Origin of the sequence: Nocardia sp. NPDC050717, assembly GCF_040654275.1 — a bacterium.
Lineage (GTDB): Bacteria > Actinomycetota > Actinomycetes > Mycobacteriales > Mycobacteriaceae > Nocardia.
The window spans coordinates 51,381-68,673 of sequence record NZ_JBFAHR010000001.1 but is presented as its reverse complement, the minus strand read 5'-3'; the positions used below and the strand labels follow the sequence as shown (position 1 = coordinate 68,673).

Sequence of the window (17,293 nt, the reverse complement as noted above, 5' to 3'; positions counted from 1 at the left end):
GCGCCCGGCAACACCCCCGGCGGCATGCGCCCAGGCGGACCTGGCGTCCCGCCGCGAGGCGCGGGCCGCGGCAACCCGCCCGGCCCGCAGCGCCCAGGCCACGCGCCCGGTGCCGGTGGACCCGCGAACACACCCAGCCATCCGCAGCCCGGCGGTCCCGAAAACGCCGGCCCCGCCTACACACCCGGCCGCCCACAGTCCGGCGGACCCGAAAACGCCGGGCCCGCCCACACACCCGGGCGCCCCCAGCCGGGTGGACCCGGCAACGCGCCCGGCGGGCCCCAGGGCGGCGGGTTCGGACGGCCGCAACACGGCGGTTCCGGAAACGCCCCTGGGGGACCTGGCGGTCCCGCGAACGCGGCCGGCGTCGGCAACACACCCGGAAGCTCCCAGTCCTCCAGCCAGGGGAACGCACCGCGCGGCGGGCAGGGCACCGTCCCAGGCAACCCGCCCCGCGAGCCCCAAGCCGAAGGCGCAGGCAACGCGCCCCGGGGGCTGCAGAGCGAAGGTGTAGGCACGCCCCGGGGACTGCGGGCCGAAGGTGCAGGCAACACGCCCCGAGGTCCGCAGAGCGAAGATGCAGGCACGCCCCGGGGGCTGCAGGCCGAAGGTGCAGGCAACACGCCCCGGGGCCCGCAGGGGCCGGAAGGGGTTGCGCGTCAACGGGATCAGCTTGGCGGTCATCGTCCTGCCGCCCAAAGTCCGGATCGGACCGGAGGGGCGCCTACCGGGGGCGCTGCCGGCGGCGAACGCCGGGGCCCCGATGATTCCGGTACCGGACAGGCTGCGCAGGAACAGGATTCGACGGCCGCGTCTCCTTTGGCTGGACTGTCGAAGGGTTTGCCCGGCGGCGACTCGGGGCGCGACAACGCGGAGGACACCGTCCGCCACGGTGGCCGGGCCGCTCGGCAGGGCGATCTCGCCGGTCCGGACGCGCCGACCACGGCGATGCGTATTCCGGGCGGGAAATCGTCTACCCCGCAAGGTGGTTCGGTCGACGACCGCACTGTGAAGGTCTCCACCGCGCAGTCGAAGGCCGCGCAGGCCGACGTGCCGACCGCGGGCATGAGCGAGGTCGACCGCCCCTCGCCGGACCCGAAGCCGGGCGCGAAATCGGCAGCGGGCGCGGCGGCAGCCGGTGCCGCGGTGGTCGGCGCCGCGGCGGCGGGCGCGGATCGCGACGATCGCTCGGACGACGCGGCAGGTGAGCCGAACGCTGACGCCGCCGCGACCTCGCCCGAGGCGACGGATCGTGCGGCTGCCGAAGGCGACCGCGCGTCCACCCGGTCGGAAGGCACCGACGCAACCACATCCGTCGCCACGGAGGACACCGCCGGCGACGACGCGCCCACTGTCAGCGGATCTGTTGTCGGCCAAGGTACTTCGCGATCCACTGATGTCGAGGCGACCCACAAGTTCCAGACCGCGGCCGAGACCGGCGGTACATCGCAGTCGACGAAGAGCGTCGATGGCGAAGCAGGCGCCGCCGACCGCAGTGGCGGTGATTCTCAGGCTCCCGGCGCCGCGGAAGCGAGCGAACCCGGCGGGTCGGGGCGGCGCCCCGGTGCGGCCGCTGCGGCTGCGGCCGCGGCAGGCGTAGGCGCGGCCGCGGTGGGTGCGGCGGCGAGCGACAGTCGCGGCGGGAATTCCGGCGCCGGGACGCGTGGCGACGACGCCGGGCAGGCGAAGGGATCCGACGACGCCGCCGACCCGCAGTCCGCGGACGCTCGCTCCGAGGCGCGCACCACGGAGCGAGACACAGCCGGAGCGGCCGACGCGAGCACGGCCGGAACCACCGACGCGCGCACAGCCGGAGCCGGCGACGCGCACACAGCCGGAACAGGCGGTGCGACCACGACCGGGACCGGCGACGCGCACACAGCCGGAACAGGCGGTGCGACCACGACCGGGACCGGCGACGCGCGCACAGCCGGAACAGGCGGTGCGACCACGACCGGGACCGGCGGTCCGGGTGACGCTGGAGCCGATGGTGCAGGCGTGGCTGGTGGCGCTGCTTCGCTGAAGGAGGGCGAGGTCGCCGGGGCCGACGATCAGACGATCGCCATGCGGGTGGTGAACCCGGCCGACGCGCCGACCACCGCCATGCCGATCCAGCGGGTCTCCGATCGGGTCGTGCCGCCGCCGGGTGGACGCGCGGTGACGCCGCCGCCGAACACGCCGCGCGGGCCCGCCGGGCCGCGACAGGCGGGGCAGCAGCACGGACCGCACGGCCCGGGTGTCGAGGAGACGCAGCCGTCGCCGCCGCGTGGACCGAGCGCGCCCAACAAGCCGGCGTCGGCCCCCTCGCCCGCCGACATCCAGCCGACCCGCCCCGCCCAGCAACTCGCCGACGGCAACCGCCAGGGGCATCCACAGGACGGACCCGGTCGTCCCGGCCAGCAGGGCGGCCCCGGTCAGGCGCAGGCCGGACCAGGCAAGGGGGGCCAGCAAGGCGGACCAGGCCCGCAGGGCCAACGCGCAGACCTCCAGAAGGGCGGACCCCGTCCAGGCGGCGCACAGCAAGCCGGACTCCTCGGCGCCGACCAGCAGGGTCCCCGCGGCACCCAGCAGGGCGCGCCCGACGGTCAACGGCAGGTCGCGCAGCCGCAGCGGATCGAGGCGCCGCAGCCCGCCGATGGCAAGGCTCCGGGCCGTTCGAAGAAGTGGCTGCTGGCCGCCGCGGGCGCCGCGGTGCTGGTGGTGGCGCTGATCGCGACCGTGGTGGCGCTGATGTCGGGCGACAATTCGCCGGAGGGACAGGTGCGGACCGCGATCGGCACCTACGCCGACGCGCTGCGCAGCGGTGACCTGGATGGCCTGCGCGCGAGCACCTGTGGCGAGCTGCACGAGTTCTATCAGGGCATCACGGCCGAACAGTTCACCGGCGTGCATCAGCTCTCGACCGAGCGCGGTTCCATCCCGGTGGTCGACAGCGTGAACGCGGTCCGCATCACCGGTGACACCGCGCTCGCCGAGGCCACCGTGTACACCTCGGCCGACCCGGCGAAGAAGACCGCGCGGACCTTCGACCTGCAGCTCACCGATGGCGACTGGAAGGTGTGCGACCCCACGGCGACTCCGTGAACCGGCCGTCGACCCGTCGTAGCAGGCATTCCTGCCTGCTATGACGGGTCACACATAACTGGTCATTCACTTGGGTACTCCATTATCATTTTTCGGATCATGAGCAGGGAACAGACAGTGTCGCCGGGCACCGAAGCTGTGGTCCCGGGTGCGACGCTGGCAGGCCAGCGCTTCGGATTCCGCGACCACTACGAAGTCGGCCGCGAGAAGATCAGAGAATTCGCCAGGGCCGTGCAGAATCTGCACCCCGCCCATCACCAGGAAGTCGACGCCCGCAAGCTCGGCTACGACGGCATCATCGCGCCGCCGACCTTCGCCTCGGTGATCGGCATGAGCGCCACCAGGGCGCTGCTCGACAGCGTGCTCACCGAGTACGACCTGTCGCAGGTCCTGCAGACCGACCAGGTCTTCGAGATCTACCGCCCGATGCTGGCGGGCGACCGGATCAGCACCGAGATCGAGATCGAGTCGATCCGCCAGTTCGGCGACAACGACTTCGTCAACGTCGGCTTCAAGCTGATCAACCAGGACGGCCAGACCGCCGTGCAGGGCACCACCACCATCGTGGCGCGCCGCGGCGTCGAGGTGGACCCGAACATCGTCGAGGCCGTCGAGAACATCAGCATGCAGCCGCGTCCGGCCGAAACGGCCGGCCTCGACACCGACGATCTGCTGATCCGCCGCACCGGCCCGGCCCCCGAGGCCGCGCAGCGCGAGTTCGCGCCGGTCAACACCACCCCGGAATTCGACTCGCTCGTCAAGGGCGGCGAACTCCCGTCGGGAGTCGCCAGGGTGACCCGTGGCGACCTCGCCAACTACGCGGGCGTCTCCGGTGACCCGAACCCGATCCACTTCAGCGACCGCGCCGCCGAACTGGCCGGCCTGCCGACGGTGGTGGCCCACGGCCTGCTCACCATGGGCCTGACCGCGCAGTACCTCACCGACTGGCTCGGCGATCCCACCGCGATCGAGAAGCTGGCCGTGCGGTTCTCCGGCTTCGTTCCGGTGCCGCCGACCGAGCCGGGCGTCATCGAGTTCTCGGGCAAGATCAAGTCGATCGACCCGGAGCGGCGCGCGGCCACCGTGCTGCTGAGCGGAGTTTCCGAGGGCCGCAAGCTATTCGGCCGCGCGGTCGCAGACATCCGCCTCACCTGAGGCGGCTGTTCCGCCGGGCCTAGCTGACCGCGATGAAGGTCAGCACGGTCGCCCCGATGCGGATCATGTCGCCGTCGGCGAGCAGCGCTCCGGTGTCGATGGGGAGTTCGTTGACGTACACCCCGTTGGCCGAGTGCAGGTCCTTGATCAGCAGTCCGGCGCGGCTGGGCATGATGTGGGCGTGGTAGCGGCTGGCCTTCGGGTCGTCGAGCACCAGCTCGTTGTCGGTCATCCGGCCGATCCTGATGCCGCCGTGCGGAATCGGGATGGTGCGGCCGTCGGCGAAGCGCAGGTTGCCGTTGCGGATCGAGCGCGGCACCTCGGTGACGGTCTCGGTCATGGCCGCGGCGAGCTGCTCGGATCGCTTGGCCTCCACCACATTCAGCGGTTCCTGGCGCAGCACCCGCTGTTCCAGGTCGATCAGCGCGGCGCCGGGATCGATCCCGAGTTCCTCGGCGAGCACGCTGCGCACCCGGCGGCACGCCTCCAGCGCGTCGGCCTGCCTGCCGGACAGGTACAGCGCGGTGATCAGCTGACCCCACAGCGGCTCGCGCAGCGGGTGCTCGTTGGTCATCGCGACCAGCTCACCGATCACCGAAGAGGCGCGCCCGCAGGCGATCTCGGCGTCGACGCGGGCCGACACGGCCAGCAGCCGTTCCTCGTCCATCGCGGTGGCGAAGCCGTCGGCGAATTGCAGCCCGGCCAGATCGGATAGGGCGCGGCCGGTCCATTCGCGCAGCGCGGCGCCGAAGAGGTTGGCCGCGCCCGGATGGTCACCGGCCTCGAGGCAGCGGGTTCCCGCCTCGCGCGCGTTCTCGAACCGGCCGAGATCGCAGGCGGTGTCCGGGATCTCGAGCCGATAGCCCGCGCCCTCGGTCCGCAGCACCTGCGCCGGATCGATACCGGCGTTGCGCAGCGCCTTGCGGATGTTGGAGACGAACACCTGCAGGCTGGCGGCATAGGAATCCGGCGGATCCTCGTTCCACACCATTTCCGCGAGCACGGCGGAAGACACCGCGCGCCGTCGGTTGACGGTGAGCGCGGCGAGGAGGGCGCGCGGCTTGGGCCCGCCGACCGCCACCGGCTCACCGCCGACCAGCAGTCGAACGGGCCCGAGCACACGGACATCAAGACTCATGAGCTCGGGCCCCGTTTGATTGTTGCGAACTGCCGATCAGGAACCGCTGACGGACCGACCGGCCGACTTCAGGTCGTTGCACGCCTCGACGACGCGCGCGGCCATCGAGGCCTCGGCCTTCTTCAGGTAGCTGCGCGGGTCGTAGACCTTCTTGTTGCCGACCTCGCCGTCGATCTTCAGCACACCGTCGTAGTTGCTGAACATGTGGCCGGCGACCGGGCGGGTGAAGGCGTACTGGGTGTCGGTGTCGACGTTCATCTTCACCACGCCGAACCGCAGCGAGTCCTCGATCTCGGACTTCAGCGAGCCCGAACCGCCGTGGAAGACGAAGTCGAACGGCTGCGCGTCGGCGGCCAGGCCCAGCTTGGCGGCCGCGACCCGCTGGCCCTCGGCCAGCACCTCGGGCTTGAGCACCACGTTGCCCGGCTTGTACACGCCGTGCACGTTGCCGAAGGTGGCGGCGAGCAGGTACTTGCCGTTCTCGCCTGCGCCGAGCGCGTCGATGGTCTTCTCGAAGTCCTCGGGTGAGGTGTAGAGCTTGTCGTTGATCTCGGCCTCGACGCCGTCTTCCTCACCACCGACGACACCGATCTCGACCTCGAGGATGATGTTGGCGGCCTTGGCGAGCTTGAGCAGCTCCTTGCCGATCTCGAGGTTCTCGTCGATCGGGATGGCCGAGCCGTCCCACATGTGCGACTGGAACAGCGGGTTCCGGCCGTTGTTCACGCGCTCCTGGGAGATCGCGAGCAGCGGACGCACGTAGGTGTCCAGCTTGTCCTTGGGGCAGTGGTCGGTGTGCAGCGCGATGGTGACGTCGTACTTGGCCGCCACCACGTGCGCGAACTCCGCCAGCGCCACCGCGCCGGTGACCATGTCCTTCACACCCAGGCCCGAGCCGAATTCCGCACCACCGGTCGAGAACTGGATGATGCCGTCGCTGCCCGCCTCCGCGAAGCCCTTGATGGCGGCGTTGATCGTCTCCGACGAGGTGCAGTTGATAGCCGGGAATGCGAACGAGTGCGCCTTGGCCCGGCCGAGCATCTCGGCGTAGACCTCCGGAGTCGCGATAGGCACAGCAGTGACCTCCGTGTGTGGGGAGCGAAAAAAAGCAATTCTGTCAGGCCACACCCTAAGTTAGGAAGGGATGGCCTGGTTCACCGGCTTGTCCCATCGCCGATGACTACACAACACTCGTGTCACAGTTTCGACCGGTACTGTGGGGGCCGTGACTTTGCTGGCGGTTTCCGATGTGATGACGCACAACCTCGCGTTGACCCAGTTGCTGGACCCGATGTATCTACTCCAGGACACCTGGCTGAAGAACGCGGTTCTCCCTGCCATCCTGGTGATCGTCTTCATCGAAACCGGCCTGCTGTTCCCGTTGCTGCCCGGTGACTCGCTGCTGTTCACCGGTGGCATGCTGGCCGCCCAGGGCAGCCCGAACATCTGGGTGCTCGTCCCGCTGGTGACGCTGACCGCGTTCCTCGGCGACCAGTGCGCGTACTGGATCGGCCGCCGGATCGGTCCGGCCATCTTCCGCAAGGAGGACAGCCGCTTCTTCAAGAAGCAGTACATCACCGAGACGCACGAGTTCTTCGAGAAGCACGGCCCGAAGACGATCATCCTGGCCAGGTTCGTGCCGATCGTGCGCACCTTCATGCCGGTGCTGGCCGGTGTGTCGAAGATGAGCTACCGCAAGTACGTGGCGTTCGACATCGTCGGCGCCGTGCTGTGGGGCGGCGGCATCACGATCCTCGGCTACTTCCTCGGCAACGTCTCGTTCATCCGCGACCACATCGAGGCCATCTTCCTGCTGATCGTGTTCGTCTCGATCCTGCCCGCGATCATCACCGTCGGTAAGAAGCTGCTCGACCGCCGCAAGGCCCCCACCGAGGCCGCGCCCGCCGCCGAGCTGGCAGCTTCGACGAACGAGACGCACTGATCCCTGTGACCGCGGTACCGTCGATTCACGCTCTGGGCAGCTTCGATCCGCTGATCTCGGCCGGGCCCGCCGTGGTCTGGACGGTGGTCCTGGTCTTCGTCTTCCTGGAGTGCGCGTTCATCATCGGGCTGTTCCTGCCCGGTGACTCCATGCTCATCACCGCGGGCATCGTGATGGCCTCGCACGCCAACGGCGAGGCCCACGTGTGGGCGTTGTCGCTGGGCACGATGCTCGCGGCGATCGCGGGCAATCAGGTCGGCTATGTCGTCGGCCAGCGCACCGGGCATCGCCTGGTCGCGCGCAAGAACGGCCGCTACATCAACACCAGGAATCTGGAGAAGGTCACCGCGCTGCTGGAGAAACACGGGTTCTTCGCCGTGCTGGTGGCGCGCTGGATTCCGTGGGTGCGCACGCTGTGCCCGATGGTGGCGGGCGCCGCGGGCATGGACCATCGCCGCTACACCATCGCGAGCACCATCGGCGCGATCATCTGGGCGCCGGTGCTGCTGCTGATCGGCTACTACGCGGGCGAGTTCCTCGAGCAGGTGCCGTGGCTGATGCCGACGGTGATCGGGATCATGATCGTCGGCCTGGTCATCGGGACGCTGCTCGGCCTGCGGCACTACCGCCAGGAGATGGCCAAGCCGGTCGAGGAGTTCGATCTCGACCGCGAGCACGCCGACCTGGACAGCTGAGGCTCAGAGCCCGGCCGCGGTGACCTGATACGCCGCTTCCATCAGCATCCAGCCCGACAGCTGCACCGACAGATCCCGCTCCGGCACCGTCGACGCCGTCACCGAGCCGCCCGGCGTGAACTTGCCCGCGCCCGCCGTGCCGCCGGGTAGGCGGGCCGGTTTGCTCCAGTCGTGCCCGAACAGCGGCTCGCCCTCGACCTCGAGCCGGTTGGCCCAGGCGGCCGTGGCCGAGGCCTTGACGATGGCGGCCGCGATCCGCCGCGCGGCCTCCTCGTGCTTGCCCTCGCCGGGCAGCATGAGCGCGACCACCGCGAGGTAGCGGGCCAGGATGCCGTTGAACAGGCCACCGTCGCCACCGCCGCCACCGGAGATGACCAGCCGGGTGGTCATGTGTTCCTCGACCGCGTTCAACAGCGCGCAGACCCGCTCGGCGTGCCGGTCGTCGTCGGTCTGCACGGCGAGTTCGGTCTCCAGACCGAGGACGACGCCCTGGCAGTAGCTGAACACCGGGCGTTCGATCTCGCCGGAGGGTAAGTGGATGCCGTCGAGGATCAGGCCGGATTCGGGATCGCGCAGGGTGGCGTCGAGCCAGTCGGCCATCTGCTGGGCGCGCTCGACCCGGCCGAGGCGCAGCAGCGCGATGCCCGCCGGGCCGTTGGCTGGCGCGTTGAAGAAGTCCGAGCGCAGCCGCCACGGGATGCCGCCGCCGGTCTCCGGCTCCCAGGCACCGTAGAGCTGCTGTTCGAGCGCGGCCAGACCGCCGCGGGCCGAGGTGAGGTCCTGGGTGCGTTCGGCGCGCTCGAGCGCGATCGCCAGCCAGGCCATGTCGTCGTAGTAGCGGTTGGTCCAGCCGGTGATGTTGCGGACGCGGATACCGCGCGCGATCGCCGCGATCCGGCGGCGCCGCGCGGGGGTGGGCACCCGGTTGGCGGCGTCGACCGCGATGTCGAGCAGGTGCGCCTGCCACCAGTAGTGCCACCCGACGAAGGTGCGTTCACGCCGCGTCGCGGGCCAGCCGACGACGCCCAATTCCGTTCCGGGGCAACCCCACAGCGTGCGCAGGTGCCGCGAGACGATCGCGGACTCGGCCATGTCGGCACGCTCGGACCACAGCGCCGGTGTCGGCACGGTTCCGGCGCGATCGGAGGGCTGCGGGCGCCGGCCGCTGCGCGAGGTCATAGCACCATGGTGCCAGTTTTCTCCCCGGTTTCGCGCCCAAATTGTTACCTACCAGGCTTTCGACAGGTCAGCGTGCTGACGGATCCAGGCATGCATCGCGATTCCGGCCGCGACGCCGGCATTGATACTGCGCGTCGAACCGAATTGAGCGATCGAAACCGTCAGGGCGGCAGCTTCTTTCGCGTCCGCGCTGACGCCGGGCCCCTCCTGGCCGAACAGCAGCAGGCACTCGCGCGGCAGCTGGGCCGTCTCCAGCGGGACCGCGCCGGGCACATTGTCGACGGCGACGACGGTCAGCCCCGCCTCGGCGGCGTAGGCACGCAGTTCGGCGAGGTCGCTGTGGTGCATCAGGTGCTGGTAGCGGTCGGTGACCATGGCGCCGCGACGGTTCCAGCGCCGCCGCCCGACGATGTGCACCGCCGCGGCGGCGAAGGCGTTCGCCGTGCGGACCACCGTGCCGATGTTGGCGTCGTGCCCGAAGTTCTCGATCGCCACGTGGAACGGGAAGCGGCGGGCGTCGATGTCGGCGACGATGGCCTCGCGCGTCCAGTAACGGTAGGCGTCGACCACATTGCGCCGGTCGCCCTCGGCGAGCAGCACCGGGTCGTAGCGCGGGTCGGTGGGCGCCGGGGTGCCGTACTCCTGCTCCCACGGGCCGAGTCCGTGCGGGTGCTCGCCCCATTCGGTCGGACCGACGACCTCCACCTCGGGCGCTGACACTGACTCGTTCACCCGGAGAATGCTAGGCCGCGGCGGGTCATGCCGAAGACTCGGCCGCCCCCACGATCAGGAAGACGATGAGCCCGCCGAGGCCGAAGAGCACCATCACGGCCAGCAAGATCGTACCGATGAGCCCGCAGATGTAGCCGGCGTAGACCGCCGAGCGTCCGCCGACGCGGCCCTGCGAGGCGTCGATCTCGGCGAGCACCGCGCGGCCCTTGAGCCACGCGAACGGCGCGCACAGGCCGCAGAAGGCGAGTCCGAGGATGCCGAGGATCAGCACGAGGTTCGCCTGCGGGTGGTCACGCGGCGGGACGTAGCCGGGGTAGCCAGGGGGCGGCGGAGTGCTCATGCGCGAATCGTAATCGCGCGGCGGGCGGTCGGGGCACCACCGGACCTATCCTGGACACGTAGAGCTCACGGGTGGTCTGCGGTATGGAGCACACACGCATTCTGCAGGCGATGGCCTGCGTCGTCGCGCTGTACCTGGTCGCGCTCGCGGTATGGCTCGGCTGGCTCGTCCCGCACGCGCCACCGGGGACGATGCCGTATCAGGTGTTGATCATGGTCGGGTTGTTCGGTGCCGGTTCCGGCATCGCGATGGCGCTCGCCTCGATGCCGACCAGGGCCGAGCGGCAGTTGCGGCGCCACGGGCTGGAGGGCTGGGCACGCATCGACGGGGTCCGGCCGCTGACGCGCACCGACCATGCCAGCGAACTCACCGAACTGGACGTGGAGCTGACCGTGCCCGGTTCCGACAGCTACCACGGCACGATCGTGGTCGACGTGATGCCCGTGGACAAGCCGCGGATGGTGATCGGCGAAACCCTGCCGATCCGGGTCGACCCGACCGATCGGGACCGGATCATGGTGATGCCGCCGCACCGCGAGCCCGGCTGAACCCGGGATCGCGGTGCGGCGGACCTGCGTCTTGCGGGGAGTCTCCCGTGAGCGGCCCCGCGCCTACGCACCGTCGGCCGAGGCCGCGTCGAGGACGGGCAGGCCGACGATCGGACGGCCGCGGCGCAGCGTCCGCTGCCAGCGCTGGGCGTCGAAGACGGCCGGCTCGGTCTGCTCGATGAAGGCGTGGATCAGCTTCGCGAAGCGGTCCGGGTCGTGGTGGTGCGGGAAGTGGCCCGCGCCCTCGAAGATCTCGAGCAGCGAGCCGGGGAACGCGCGGTGGGCGTGCTCGGCGTGGACCGAGGGGATGACGGTGTCGCGAGTCCCACCGACGATCAACGTCGGCAGGTGCGCGGCGAGGTAGCCGCGGTCGAGCATGGTGATGGATTGCCCGCGCCGATCGGCGGCGGCGCGGATCGTGCGCAGGAAGGCATTGCGCGCGCCGGTGTCGGAGAGTCCGCCGTAGAGCCGGAGCACATAGTCGGAGTCCGGGCCGAGCCCGAGGCCGCCGAGCTCGCGCACCACCGGAATGGCGGCACGCACCGCGGTGCGCACCGGCCAGCTGGTGACGGCCATCAGCCCCGGACCGGCGCCGGGCAGCGTGGCCAGCCGGAACGCGGGGTGCACCCCGGCGCCCATGCCCGCCGGACAGACCAGCGCGACCCGCTGCACCCGCTCCGGGAACTGGTAGACGAATTGCATGGCGATCCCGCCGCCGAGCGAATGCCCGACCAGGGTGGCCCGCTCGATCCCGAGCACGCTGAGCAGGTCCCGCATGCCGTTCGCGTAGGCGGCGATGGCGTAGTCGGCGCGCGGCTTGGCCGATTCGCCGTGGCCGAGCAGGTCGGGCGCGACGACGGTGTAGTGCTCGGCCAGCGCGTCGAACACCGGCGCCCAGGTCGCCGAGCTGTCGGAGATGCCGTGGATGAGCAGCAGCGGCGGCCCCGACCCCGCCATCCGGAACGCACGGCGGTACCCGTGCACCTCGATGAACTGCACCTGCCCGGTCATCTTCGAAGCGTGCGCGGCGGGTGTTGCCTCCGGACGACGCGCAGGTAAGAGCTGCGTGACCAGGGGTCGCGCCCGGCAGGACTCGAGCGTGCCGACGGCGTAGTGCGGAGAGTTCGCGGATGGGGCCGCTCCGCCCGGGGAGTCCGCCGCGCATAGGCCGCGTTCCGGTCAGCCGGCCTTCTTCGCCGGCGGCTCCGTCAGGACATACTGTGCCGCGGCATAGGTCGCGAGGATGACGCCCTCGCTCACGCGGCGGGTGCGCTCGTCGCGGGCGAAGAGCCTGCGCAGCACGATCAGCCCGTCCGAGACCGTGAACAGCAGCGCGCCGACGCCGTAGCGGCTCCGCGGGTCACTGTTCGGGATATTCAGTCCCGCAACGTTTTTCGCCCCTGGGGCCAGGGCAGGGTCGGACGCGAGGGTGGCCGCGGTGCCGAGGGTGGCGCCGTAGGCGGTCAGCGGCACAGCGAGCACCGGGGCCTTCGCGCGCAGCAGACCGGCCGCGCCGGCCCAGGCCAGCAGGCGCGGAGCGGCGATCGCGGCGCGCGGCCGGGCGCCGCGCCGCCACCACAGCACCGAGTAACCGGTCTGCATCACCGCGAACGACGACGCGCCCGCGATCAGGCGCCGGTCGTCGTCGGGGTCGATCAGCAGGACGTCACCGACGGTCGCCGCGGCGAGCGAGCCGAGCAGGATCCGGCGCTCCACCGGATCGAGCTCGTCGCGGGCGACGGTGTCGGCCGCCAGCAGCGGCATCAGCAGCGGCTTGGTCAGCCATTGCAGGCGTTCGCGGCCGGTGACGGCACCGAAGACGGTGACCGCCGCCGCCGCGAGATACCCGGCGCGCAGCGGTCGCACGTCAGAAGCTCGCTTCCTTGGGCGCCGGCGGCAGGACGACGACCTGGCCCGCGTAGCTGAGCCCGGCGCCGAAGCCGAGCAGCAGCGCCACCTGACCACCCTTCGCCTTGCCGGTGACCAGCATCTCCTCCATGGCCAGCGGGATCGAGGCGGCCGAAGTGTTGCCGGTGTTCTCGATGTCGTTGGCCATGGGGATGCCCTCGGCCAGGCCGAGGTTCTTCTTCATCAGTTCGTTGATGCGCGCGTTGGCCTGGTGCGGGATGAAGACCTCGATGTCCTCCTTGGCCACCCCGGAGACGTCGAGCGCCGCGGACAGCGCGCGTGGCAGCGTCACCGCGGCCCAGCGGAAGACCTTCGGGCCCTCCATGTGCAGCGACATCCGGCCGATCGGCTCGACCGCCGGGTCGGTGCCCTGCATGGCCTGGGCCTTGTTCATGTAGGCGAGGAAGTCGACGTCCTGGGCGATGGCCTCGGCGTTCTCGCCGTCGCTGCCCCACACCGTCGGCGAGATGCCGTTCTCCTCGGCCGGGCCGACGACGACGGCGCCCGCGCCGTCACCGAAGATCATCGCGGTGCCGCGGTCGGTGGGGTCGAGGCCGACGGTCATCGTCTCGGCGCCGATCACCAGCACGTAGTCGGCCGAGCCCGCGCGGATCAGGTCGGCGGCGACGCCCAAGCCGTAGCCGAAGCCACCGCAGCCGGAGGTCAGGTCGAAGGCGGCGACGCCGTTGAGCCCCAGATCGGAGGCCACCGACGGCGCGCCGTGCGGGGTGAGCTTGAGCCAGCTCGAGGTGCACAGGATGACGGCGCCGATCTCGGTCCGCTCGATCGGCGTGTTGTTCAGCGCGCGCTCGCCTGCGGCCGCGGCGATCGAACGGATCGTCTCGTCGCCGCTGATCCAGCGCCGGTTGTTGATCCCGGTGCGCTCGTAGATCCACTCCGGTGTCGAATCGAGCAATTCGCACACCTCGGCATTGCTGACGATGCGCTGCGGTCGGTACGCACCGATCCCGAGCATCGCAACGTTGTCACGACTCTTGTTTACAGCAATGCTCACCACAGGTGACTCACACGTCCTTCAGACTTTCCGGGCGACCACATCGTCATCCGGGTTCGGCGTTGTCCAGGCTAACCCAGGGCAAGATCGCCGAGTCCGAGGATGGACCGATACTCCAGCCCCTCCGCGGCGATCACCTGGTCAGCGCCGGTTTCCCGGTCGACGACGGTGGCCACGCCCACCACGATCGCGCCCGCGTCGCGCAGCGCGCGCACCGCGGTGAGCGGCGAATTCCCGGTGGTGGTGGTGTCCTCGACGACCAGCACACGCTTGCCGACGACGTCGGGGCCCTCGATCTGGCGCTGCATGCCGTGCGCCTTGGCGGCCTTGCGGACGACGAACGCGTCGATCGGGCGGCCCGGCGCGTGCATCACGGCCATCGCGACCGGATCGGCGCCCATGGTGAGTCCACCGACCGCGGCGAAATCCCAGTCCGCGACCAGCTCACGCAGCAGCGAACCGATCAGCGGGGCGGCCTGGTGGTGCAGCGTCGCGCGGCGCAGATCGACGTAGTAGTCGGCTTCCTTGCCCGAGGACAGCGTCACCTTGCCGTGCACGACCGCGAGCTCGCGCACGAGCGCGGCCAGCCGGTCGCGATCTGCCTCCGTGAGCGCCTGACGTGCCTGGTCGATCATCGTTTGCGTGTCCTTTCGGTCATGGGCAGCCCTGGGCGATAACGCTACGCGTCGCGTCCGGGCCCGATGCTCGTGCCCTAGGTCCTTCCGCGCGCGTTGAAGAGTCCGCGATTCAGGCGCGTCACCAGGCCGCGCGGGACGAAACCCGCCACCGTGGTGAGCACCTTGTACTGCACACCGGGCACGCTGATCACCCGGCCCGATTCCAGATCTCGCAAGCAGCCGTCGACGACCTGGTCGACGTCGAGCCACAGCCGCTCCGGCAGCGAACTCATCGCGATGCCCGCGCGCTCGTGGAACTCGGTCCGCACGAACCCGGGGCACAGCGCCTGGACCCGGACACCGGTGCCCGCCAGTCCATTCGCCAACCCCTCGGAGAAGGATACGACGTAGGCCTTCGAGGCCGAGTAGGTCGACCCCCGTCCGGGGATCAAGCCCGCCACGCTCGCCACATTGACGATCGAGCCGGTGGCGGCCGCGATCATCGAGGGCACCGCGGCCCTGGTGAGCTGCAGCACCGAGGTGACGTTCACATCCAGCTGGGCCTGCAGTTCGGCGGGTTCGAGCGTCCAGAACTCCCCCGAGTGCGCGAATCCCGCGTTGTTGACCAGGAATTCGAGCCCGGCGGCGGCGCGCTCGGCGACCCGGGCGCGGTCGTCGTCATCGGCGAGGTCGGCGACGAGCACCTCCGCGGAGGTGGCGTAGCGGCGGCCGAGCTCGTCGGCCAGTGCCCGCAACCGCTGCTCGTTCCGCGCGACGAGCACGAGGTCGTAGCCGAGCGCGGCGAGGCGGTGGGCGAAACCGTGCCCGATCCCGGAGGTCGGTCCGGTGATCATGGCCACGGGGCGGTGCGTGCCTGGCAGGCGCGCGGAACTGTCGGTCATCGCTGGTCGATTCCGGTCGAGCGGGTGGAGCAGCCGCGGCGCCGATCGCCGCGGCCATGGTCACTTGGGTACCGGCCCCTGGTACGGGCGGAACCCCGGGTGGAACGGCCCGCCGGGCTGCTCGGCGTCGTCACCCTCGCCCTGCGGCGGTTCCACGCGCGGGCGCGGTTCGGGGACGACGGCCAGCGACGGCCGCTTGGCCGGCTCGCCGAGCGGGCGACGACCGGGAGCCGGCTGGTCCTCGAAATCGGGATCGTCGAGGTCGGGGTCGTAGTCGTCGCCGGTGTAGGCCTGCGGGCGGCCCGGCGCGCGGCGACCGTAGTCGTCGGGCTCGGGGGCCTGCTGCTCGGCGATCGGGGCGCGGAACGCCTCGTCGCCCGCCGGGGTGCCGTAGTGGTCGTCGAGATCGTCGGGACCGGGGAAGCGGGCGCGGCCCGGTTCCTCGTAGTCGTCGAAATCGTCGTCGAGCTCGGCGCGGCCGCTGCCGAACGAATCGGCGGCCGCCAGCGTTTCGTCGGCGTTGCTGCGCGGCCGGGTGAACTCGCTCGGCTCGGCCACCGGCGGCAGCACGTGCAGCAGCCCGGACAGCCGCAGCACCGCGTCGATCGCGGTCTCCCAGTCCTTGGATCCGCTGCCGACGGGCAGCATGCCGAGGGTCCAGTTGCCCTCGCTCCACAGCATCTGCACGGTGTCCGACAGCGACTCGATGAAGCCGACCATCCGCTGATCGACCGCGTGCCTGGCGATCTCGGGATCGGTCGCGAACACGACCCGGTCACCGATCGCGCCGAGCAGCTCCAGATCGTGATCCTTCGGCGGCGACGCGGTCTTGAGCCGCATGTCGACATCGATCTCGGACCCGATCTGGCGGCGCACCGCGACCAGCGTCGCCGCGTCCTCCAGGTCGAACAGGACGAACTTCTCGCCCTTGCGGATGCCGGAGACCACGTCGACCGCGGAGAGATAACCGAGCTTGGCCAGCGCGCCACGACGCCACGTCGAGGCGAGCGCCGGCTCGACCGAGACGTAGGTGTAGCCCTGGGATTTCGCCCAGACCTGGCGCGCGTGCCCGGTCCGCTGTCGCTGGACCCGATCGAAATAGAGCAGTACGACCGCACCCACGAGTGCGATCGCCGCCAACCCGAACCACATAGCCGTCATCGTCGCCTAGCCTATCCAGCCGTCGCCGTGATCGCCCGGCAGTGCCGGGCTTTCGACGCGCGGGTCGCTCATCGGGGGCCGCCTGGCAACGCCGTACTGATGATGATCTTGGCGTGGATCGACCCGTCTGGGTTCTTGTCGCCCTGCACCATAACCATGTCGCCGACGGGCAGCTCGCTCGCCTTCGTGCTGGTCAGCGAGATCACCTGGGTGGCATCGTCGATCAGCACCCGCACGGTCGACCCGCCGAGGGTGCTCATGGTGATCTCGGTGCCGGTGTTGGCGGTGATGCTGCCCATGGTGGCGCCGAGGTCCTCGTCGCCCCCGCCGAGGCCCGGCAGGCCGGGCAGACCGCTCGCGCTCGGTGGCACGATCGGCGCGGTCCGCGAGGTGGTCGGTGGTGCGAGGAACTCGGAGGTGGGGGCCGCCGCGGAGTTGTCCTCGCCGGACTTGCCGCCGCTGAAGACGAGCCCGGCGAGCACGCCGCCGACCGCGACCAGCGCGAGGACGCCGAGGCCGAGCGCGATCCACAATCCGGTGTTCCGTTTGGGCGGTTCGCCCTGGTCACCGTCCTGCGGACGCGGTGGATAGCCGGGCGGCGGCGCACCGTACCCCGGCGGTGGTTGCTGCGGTGGGGGCTGCTGCGCTGCGGGATAACCACTTTCGTAGGCACCCCACTGCTCGTCGTGCGGCGGCAACGCCATGGTCGGGTTCGACGGTTGCCCCCACTCGTCGAACCCGCCGCCGCCGTACGGCTTGGTCGAGTCCATGCCCGGCGAACCCAGCCGTTCGGTCGGCGAATCCTCCGGGCGTTGCCCCCACGGATCGTTCGGGTTCGTCATGAGACCCAGCGTAGGTCAGCGCGGTGCGTTGGGAG

At 70.6% G+C, this 17,293-nt stretch carries 17 protein-coding genes; 5 read left to right on the top strand and 12 right to left on the bottom strand.

Annotation, left to right across the window (positions count from 1 at the left end; all coding sequences use genetic code 11):
• Positions 1-819: 819 nt before the first annotated feature.
• Together AB0H56_RS00290 and AB0H56_RS00285 are read left to right on the top strand one after the other, a co-directional pair.
• Entirely contained in the window at positions 820-3,084 is a 2,265-nt protein-coding gene (locus AB0H56_RS00290; protein WP_357155792.1) for a hypothetical protein, read from the top strand.
• Positions 3,085-3,183: 99 nt separating this feature from the next.
• Positions 3,184-4,239, top strand: coding sequence for a fused (3R)-hydroxyacyl-ACP dehydratase subunits HadA/HadB (locus AB0H56_RS00285; protein ID WP_357155790.1), 1,056 nt, complete (start codon positions 3,184-3,186; stop codon positions 4,237-4,239).
• Positions 4,240-4,258: 19 nt separating this feature from the next.
• Here AB0H56_RS00285 and AB0H56_RS00280 read toward each other — a convergent pair whose 3' ends face one another.
• Both AB0H56_RS00280 and fbaA read right to left on the bottom strand, forming a co-directional pair.
• Positions 4,259-5,377 carry a BTAD domain-containing putative transcriptional regulator gene (locus AB0H56_RS00280; protein WP_357155788.1) on the bottom strand — a complete coding sequence of 373 codons (1,119 nt, stop codon included), beginning with the start codon at positions 5,375-5,377 and terminating at the stop codon, positions 4,259-4,261.
• A gap of 36 nt (positions 5,378-5,413) precedes the next feature.
• Complete coding sequence (gene fbaA, locus AB0H56_RS00275; protein ID WP_357155786.1) at positions 5,414-6,451, bottom strand: class II fructose-bisphosphate aldolase; 1,038 nt, start codon at positions 6,449-6,451, stop codon at positions 5,414-5,416.
• 178 nt (positions 6,452-6,629) lie between these two features.
• Here fbaA and AB0H56_RS00270 point away from each other — a divergent pair, with 178 nt between their 5' ends.
• Together AB0H56_RS00270 and AB0H56_RS00265 are read left to right on the top strand one after the other, a co-directional pair.
• Positions 6,630-7,319: a DedA family protein gene (locus AB0H56_RS00270; RefSeq protein ID WP_357157765.1), complete on the top strand. Its 690-nt coding sequence runs from the start codon at positions 6,630-6,632 to the stop codon at positions 7,317-7,319.
• 5 nt (positions 7,320-7,324) lie between these two features.
• A complete protein-coding gene (locus tag AB0H56_RS00265) occupies positions 7,325-8,014 on the top strand; it encodes a DedA family protein (RefSeq protein ID WP_233001163.1) in 690 nt (229 codons plus the stop codon).
• Positions 8,015-8,017: 3 nt separating this feature from the next.
• On the opposite strand, the gene AB0H56_RS00260 is transcribed toward AB0H56_RS00265, so the two are convergent.
• From AB0H56_RS00260 to AB0H56_RS00250, 3 genes are all read right to left on the bottom strand, one after another.
• Positions 8,018-9,106: a glycoside hydrolase family 76 protein gene (locus AB0H56_RS00260; RefSeq protein WP_357157763.1), complete on the bottom strand. Its 1,089-nt coding sequence runs from the start codon at positions 9,104-9,106 to the stop codon at positions 8,018-8,020.
• Positions 9,107-9,241: 135 nt separating this feature from the next.
• Positions 9,242-9,925, bottom strand: coding sequence for an RNA methyltransferase (locus tag AB0H56_RS00255; RefSeq protein WP_357155784.1), 684 nt, complete (start codon positions 9,923-9,925; stop codon positions 9,242-9,244).
• A 25-nt stretch (positions 9,926-9,950) separates the two neighbouring features.
• Positions 9,951-10,265: a DUF4190 domain-containing protein gene (locus AB0H56_RS00250; RefSeq protein WP_357155782.1), complete on the bottom strand. Its 315-nt coding sequence runs from the start codon at positions 10,263-10,265 to the stop codon at positions 9,951-9,953.
• Between the two features lie 83 nt (positions 10,266-10,348).
• Between AB0H56_RS00250 and AB0H56_RS00245 the strand changes: the two genes are divergently transcribed.
• A complete protein-coding gene (locus tag AB0H56_RS00245; protein WP_357155780.1) occupies positions 10,349-10,813 on the top strand; it encodes a hypothetical protein in 465 nt (154 codons plus the stop codon).
• Between the two features lie 63 nt (positions 10,814-10,876).
• Here the strand turns inward: AB0H56_RS00245 and AB0H56_RS00240 are convergent, their stop codons facing one another.
• The 7 genes from AB0H56_RS00240 to AB0H56_RS00210 form a co-directional block, all read right to left on the bottom strand.
• Positions 10,877-11,824 (bottom strand): alpha/beta fold hydrolase, encoded by a 948-nt coding sequence (locus AB0H56_RS00240; RefSeq protein ID WP_357155778.1) that lies wholly within the window; start codon positions 11,822-11,824, stop codon positions 10,877-10,879.
• Positions 11,825-11,992: 168 nt separating this feature from the next.
• Positions 11,993-12,679, bottom strand: a complete 687-nt coding sequence (locus tag AB0H56_RS00235; RefSeq protein WP_357155776.1) for a lysoplasmalogenase — start codon at positions 12,677-12,679, stop codon at positions 11,993-11,995.
• Between the two features lies 1 nt (position 12,680).
• Positions 12,681-13,739, bottom strand: a complete 1,059-nt coding sequence (locus AB0H56_RS00230) for a beta-ketoacyl-ACP synthase 3 (RefSeq protein WP_357155774.1) — start codon at positions 13,737-13,739, stop codon at positions 12,681-12,683.
• Between the two features lie 68 nt (positions 13,740-13,807).
• Positions 13,808-14,371 carry an orotate phosphoribosyltransferase gene (gene pyrE / locus AB0H56_RS00225; protein ID WP_357155772.1) on the bottom strand — a complete coding sequence of 188 codons (564 nt, stop codon included), beginning with the start codon at positions 14,369-14,371 and terminating at the stop codon, positions 13,808-13,810.
• Between the two features lie 77 nt (positions 14,372-14,448).
• The gene (locus tag AB0H56_RS00220) at positions 14,449-15,255 is read right to left on the bottom strand and encodes an SDR family NAD(P)-dependent oxidoreductase (protein WP_357155770.1); all 807 of its coding nucleotides are present in this window, start codon (positions 15,253-15,255) and stop codon (positions 14,449-14,451) included.
• 60 nt (positions 15,256-15,315) lie between these two features.
• Positions 15,316-16,416, bottom strand: coding sequence for a hypothetical protein (locus AB0H56_RS00215; protein WP_357155768.1), 1,101 nt, complete (start codon positions 16,414-16,416; stop codon positions 15,316-15,318).
• 68 nt (positions 16,417-16,484) lie between these two features.
• On the bottom strand, positions 16,485-17,258 hold the full coding sequence (locus AB0H56_RS00210) for a DUF5666 domain-containing protein (protein ID WP_357155767.1): 774 nt from the start codon (positions 17,256-17,258) through the stop codon (positions 16,485-16,487).
• Positions 17,259-17,293: the final 35 nt, after the last annotated feature.

Coding starts and splice junctions, on each gene's coding strand:
- AB0H56_RS00285 (WP_357155790.1), top strand. CDS start 3,184: ATGAGCAGGGAACAGACAGTGTCGCCGGGCACCGAAGCTGTGGTCCCG.
- AB0H56_RS00280 (WP_357155788.1), bottom strand. CDS start 5,377: ATGAGTCTTGATGTCCGTGTGCTCGGGCCCGTTCGACTGCTGGTCGGC.
- AB0H56_RS00270 (WP_357157765.1), top strand. CDS start 6,630: ATGACGCACAACCTCGCGTTGACCCAGTTGCTGGACCCGATGTATCTA.
- AB0H56_RS00260 (WP_357157763.1), bottom strand. CDS start 9,106: ATGGCCGAGTCCGCGATCGTCTCGCGGCACCTGCGCACGCTGTGGGGT.
- AB0H56_RS00250 (WP_357155782.1), bottom strand. CDS start 10,265: ATGAGCACTCCGCCGCCCCCTGGCTACCCCGGCTACGTCCCGCCGCGT.
- AB0H56_RS00245 (WP_357155780.1), top strand. CDS start 10,349: ATGGAGCACACACGCATTCTGCAGGCGATGGCCTGCGTCGTCGCGCTG.
- AB0H56_RS00240 (WP_357155778.1), bottom strand. CDS start 11,824: ATGACCGGGCAGGTGCAGTTCATCGAGGTGCACGGGTACCGCCGTGCG.
- pyrE (WP_357155772.1), bottom strand. CDS start 14,371: ATGATCGACCAGGCACGTCAGGCGCTCACGGAGGCAGATCGCGACCGG.
- AB0H56_RS00220 (WP_357155770.1), bottom strand. CDS start 15,255: ATGACCGACAGTTCCGCGCGCCTGCCAGGCACGCACCGCCCCGTGGCC.
- AB0H56_RS00215 (WP_357155768.1), bottom strand. CDS start 16,416: ATGACGGCTATGTGGTTCGGGTTGGCGGCGATCGCACTCGTGGGTGCG.
- AB0H56_RS00210 (WP_357155767.1), bottom strand. CDS start 17,258: ATGACGAACCCGAACGATCCGTGGGGGCAACGCCCGGAGGATTCGCCG.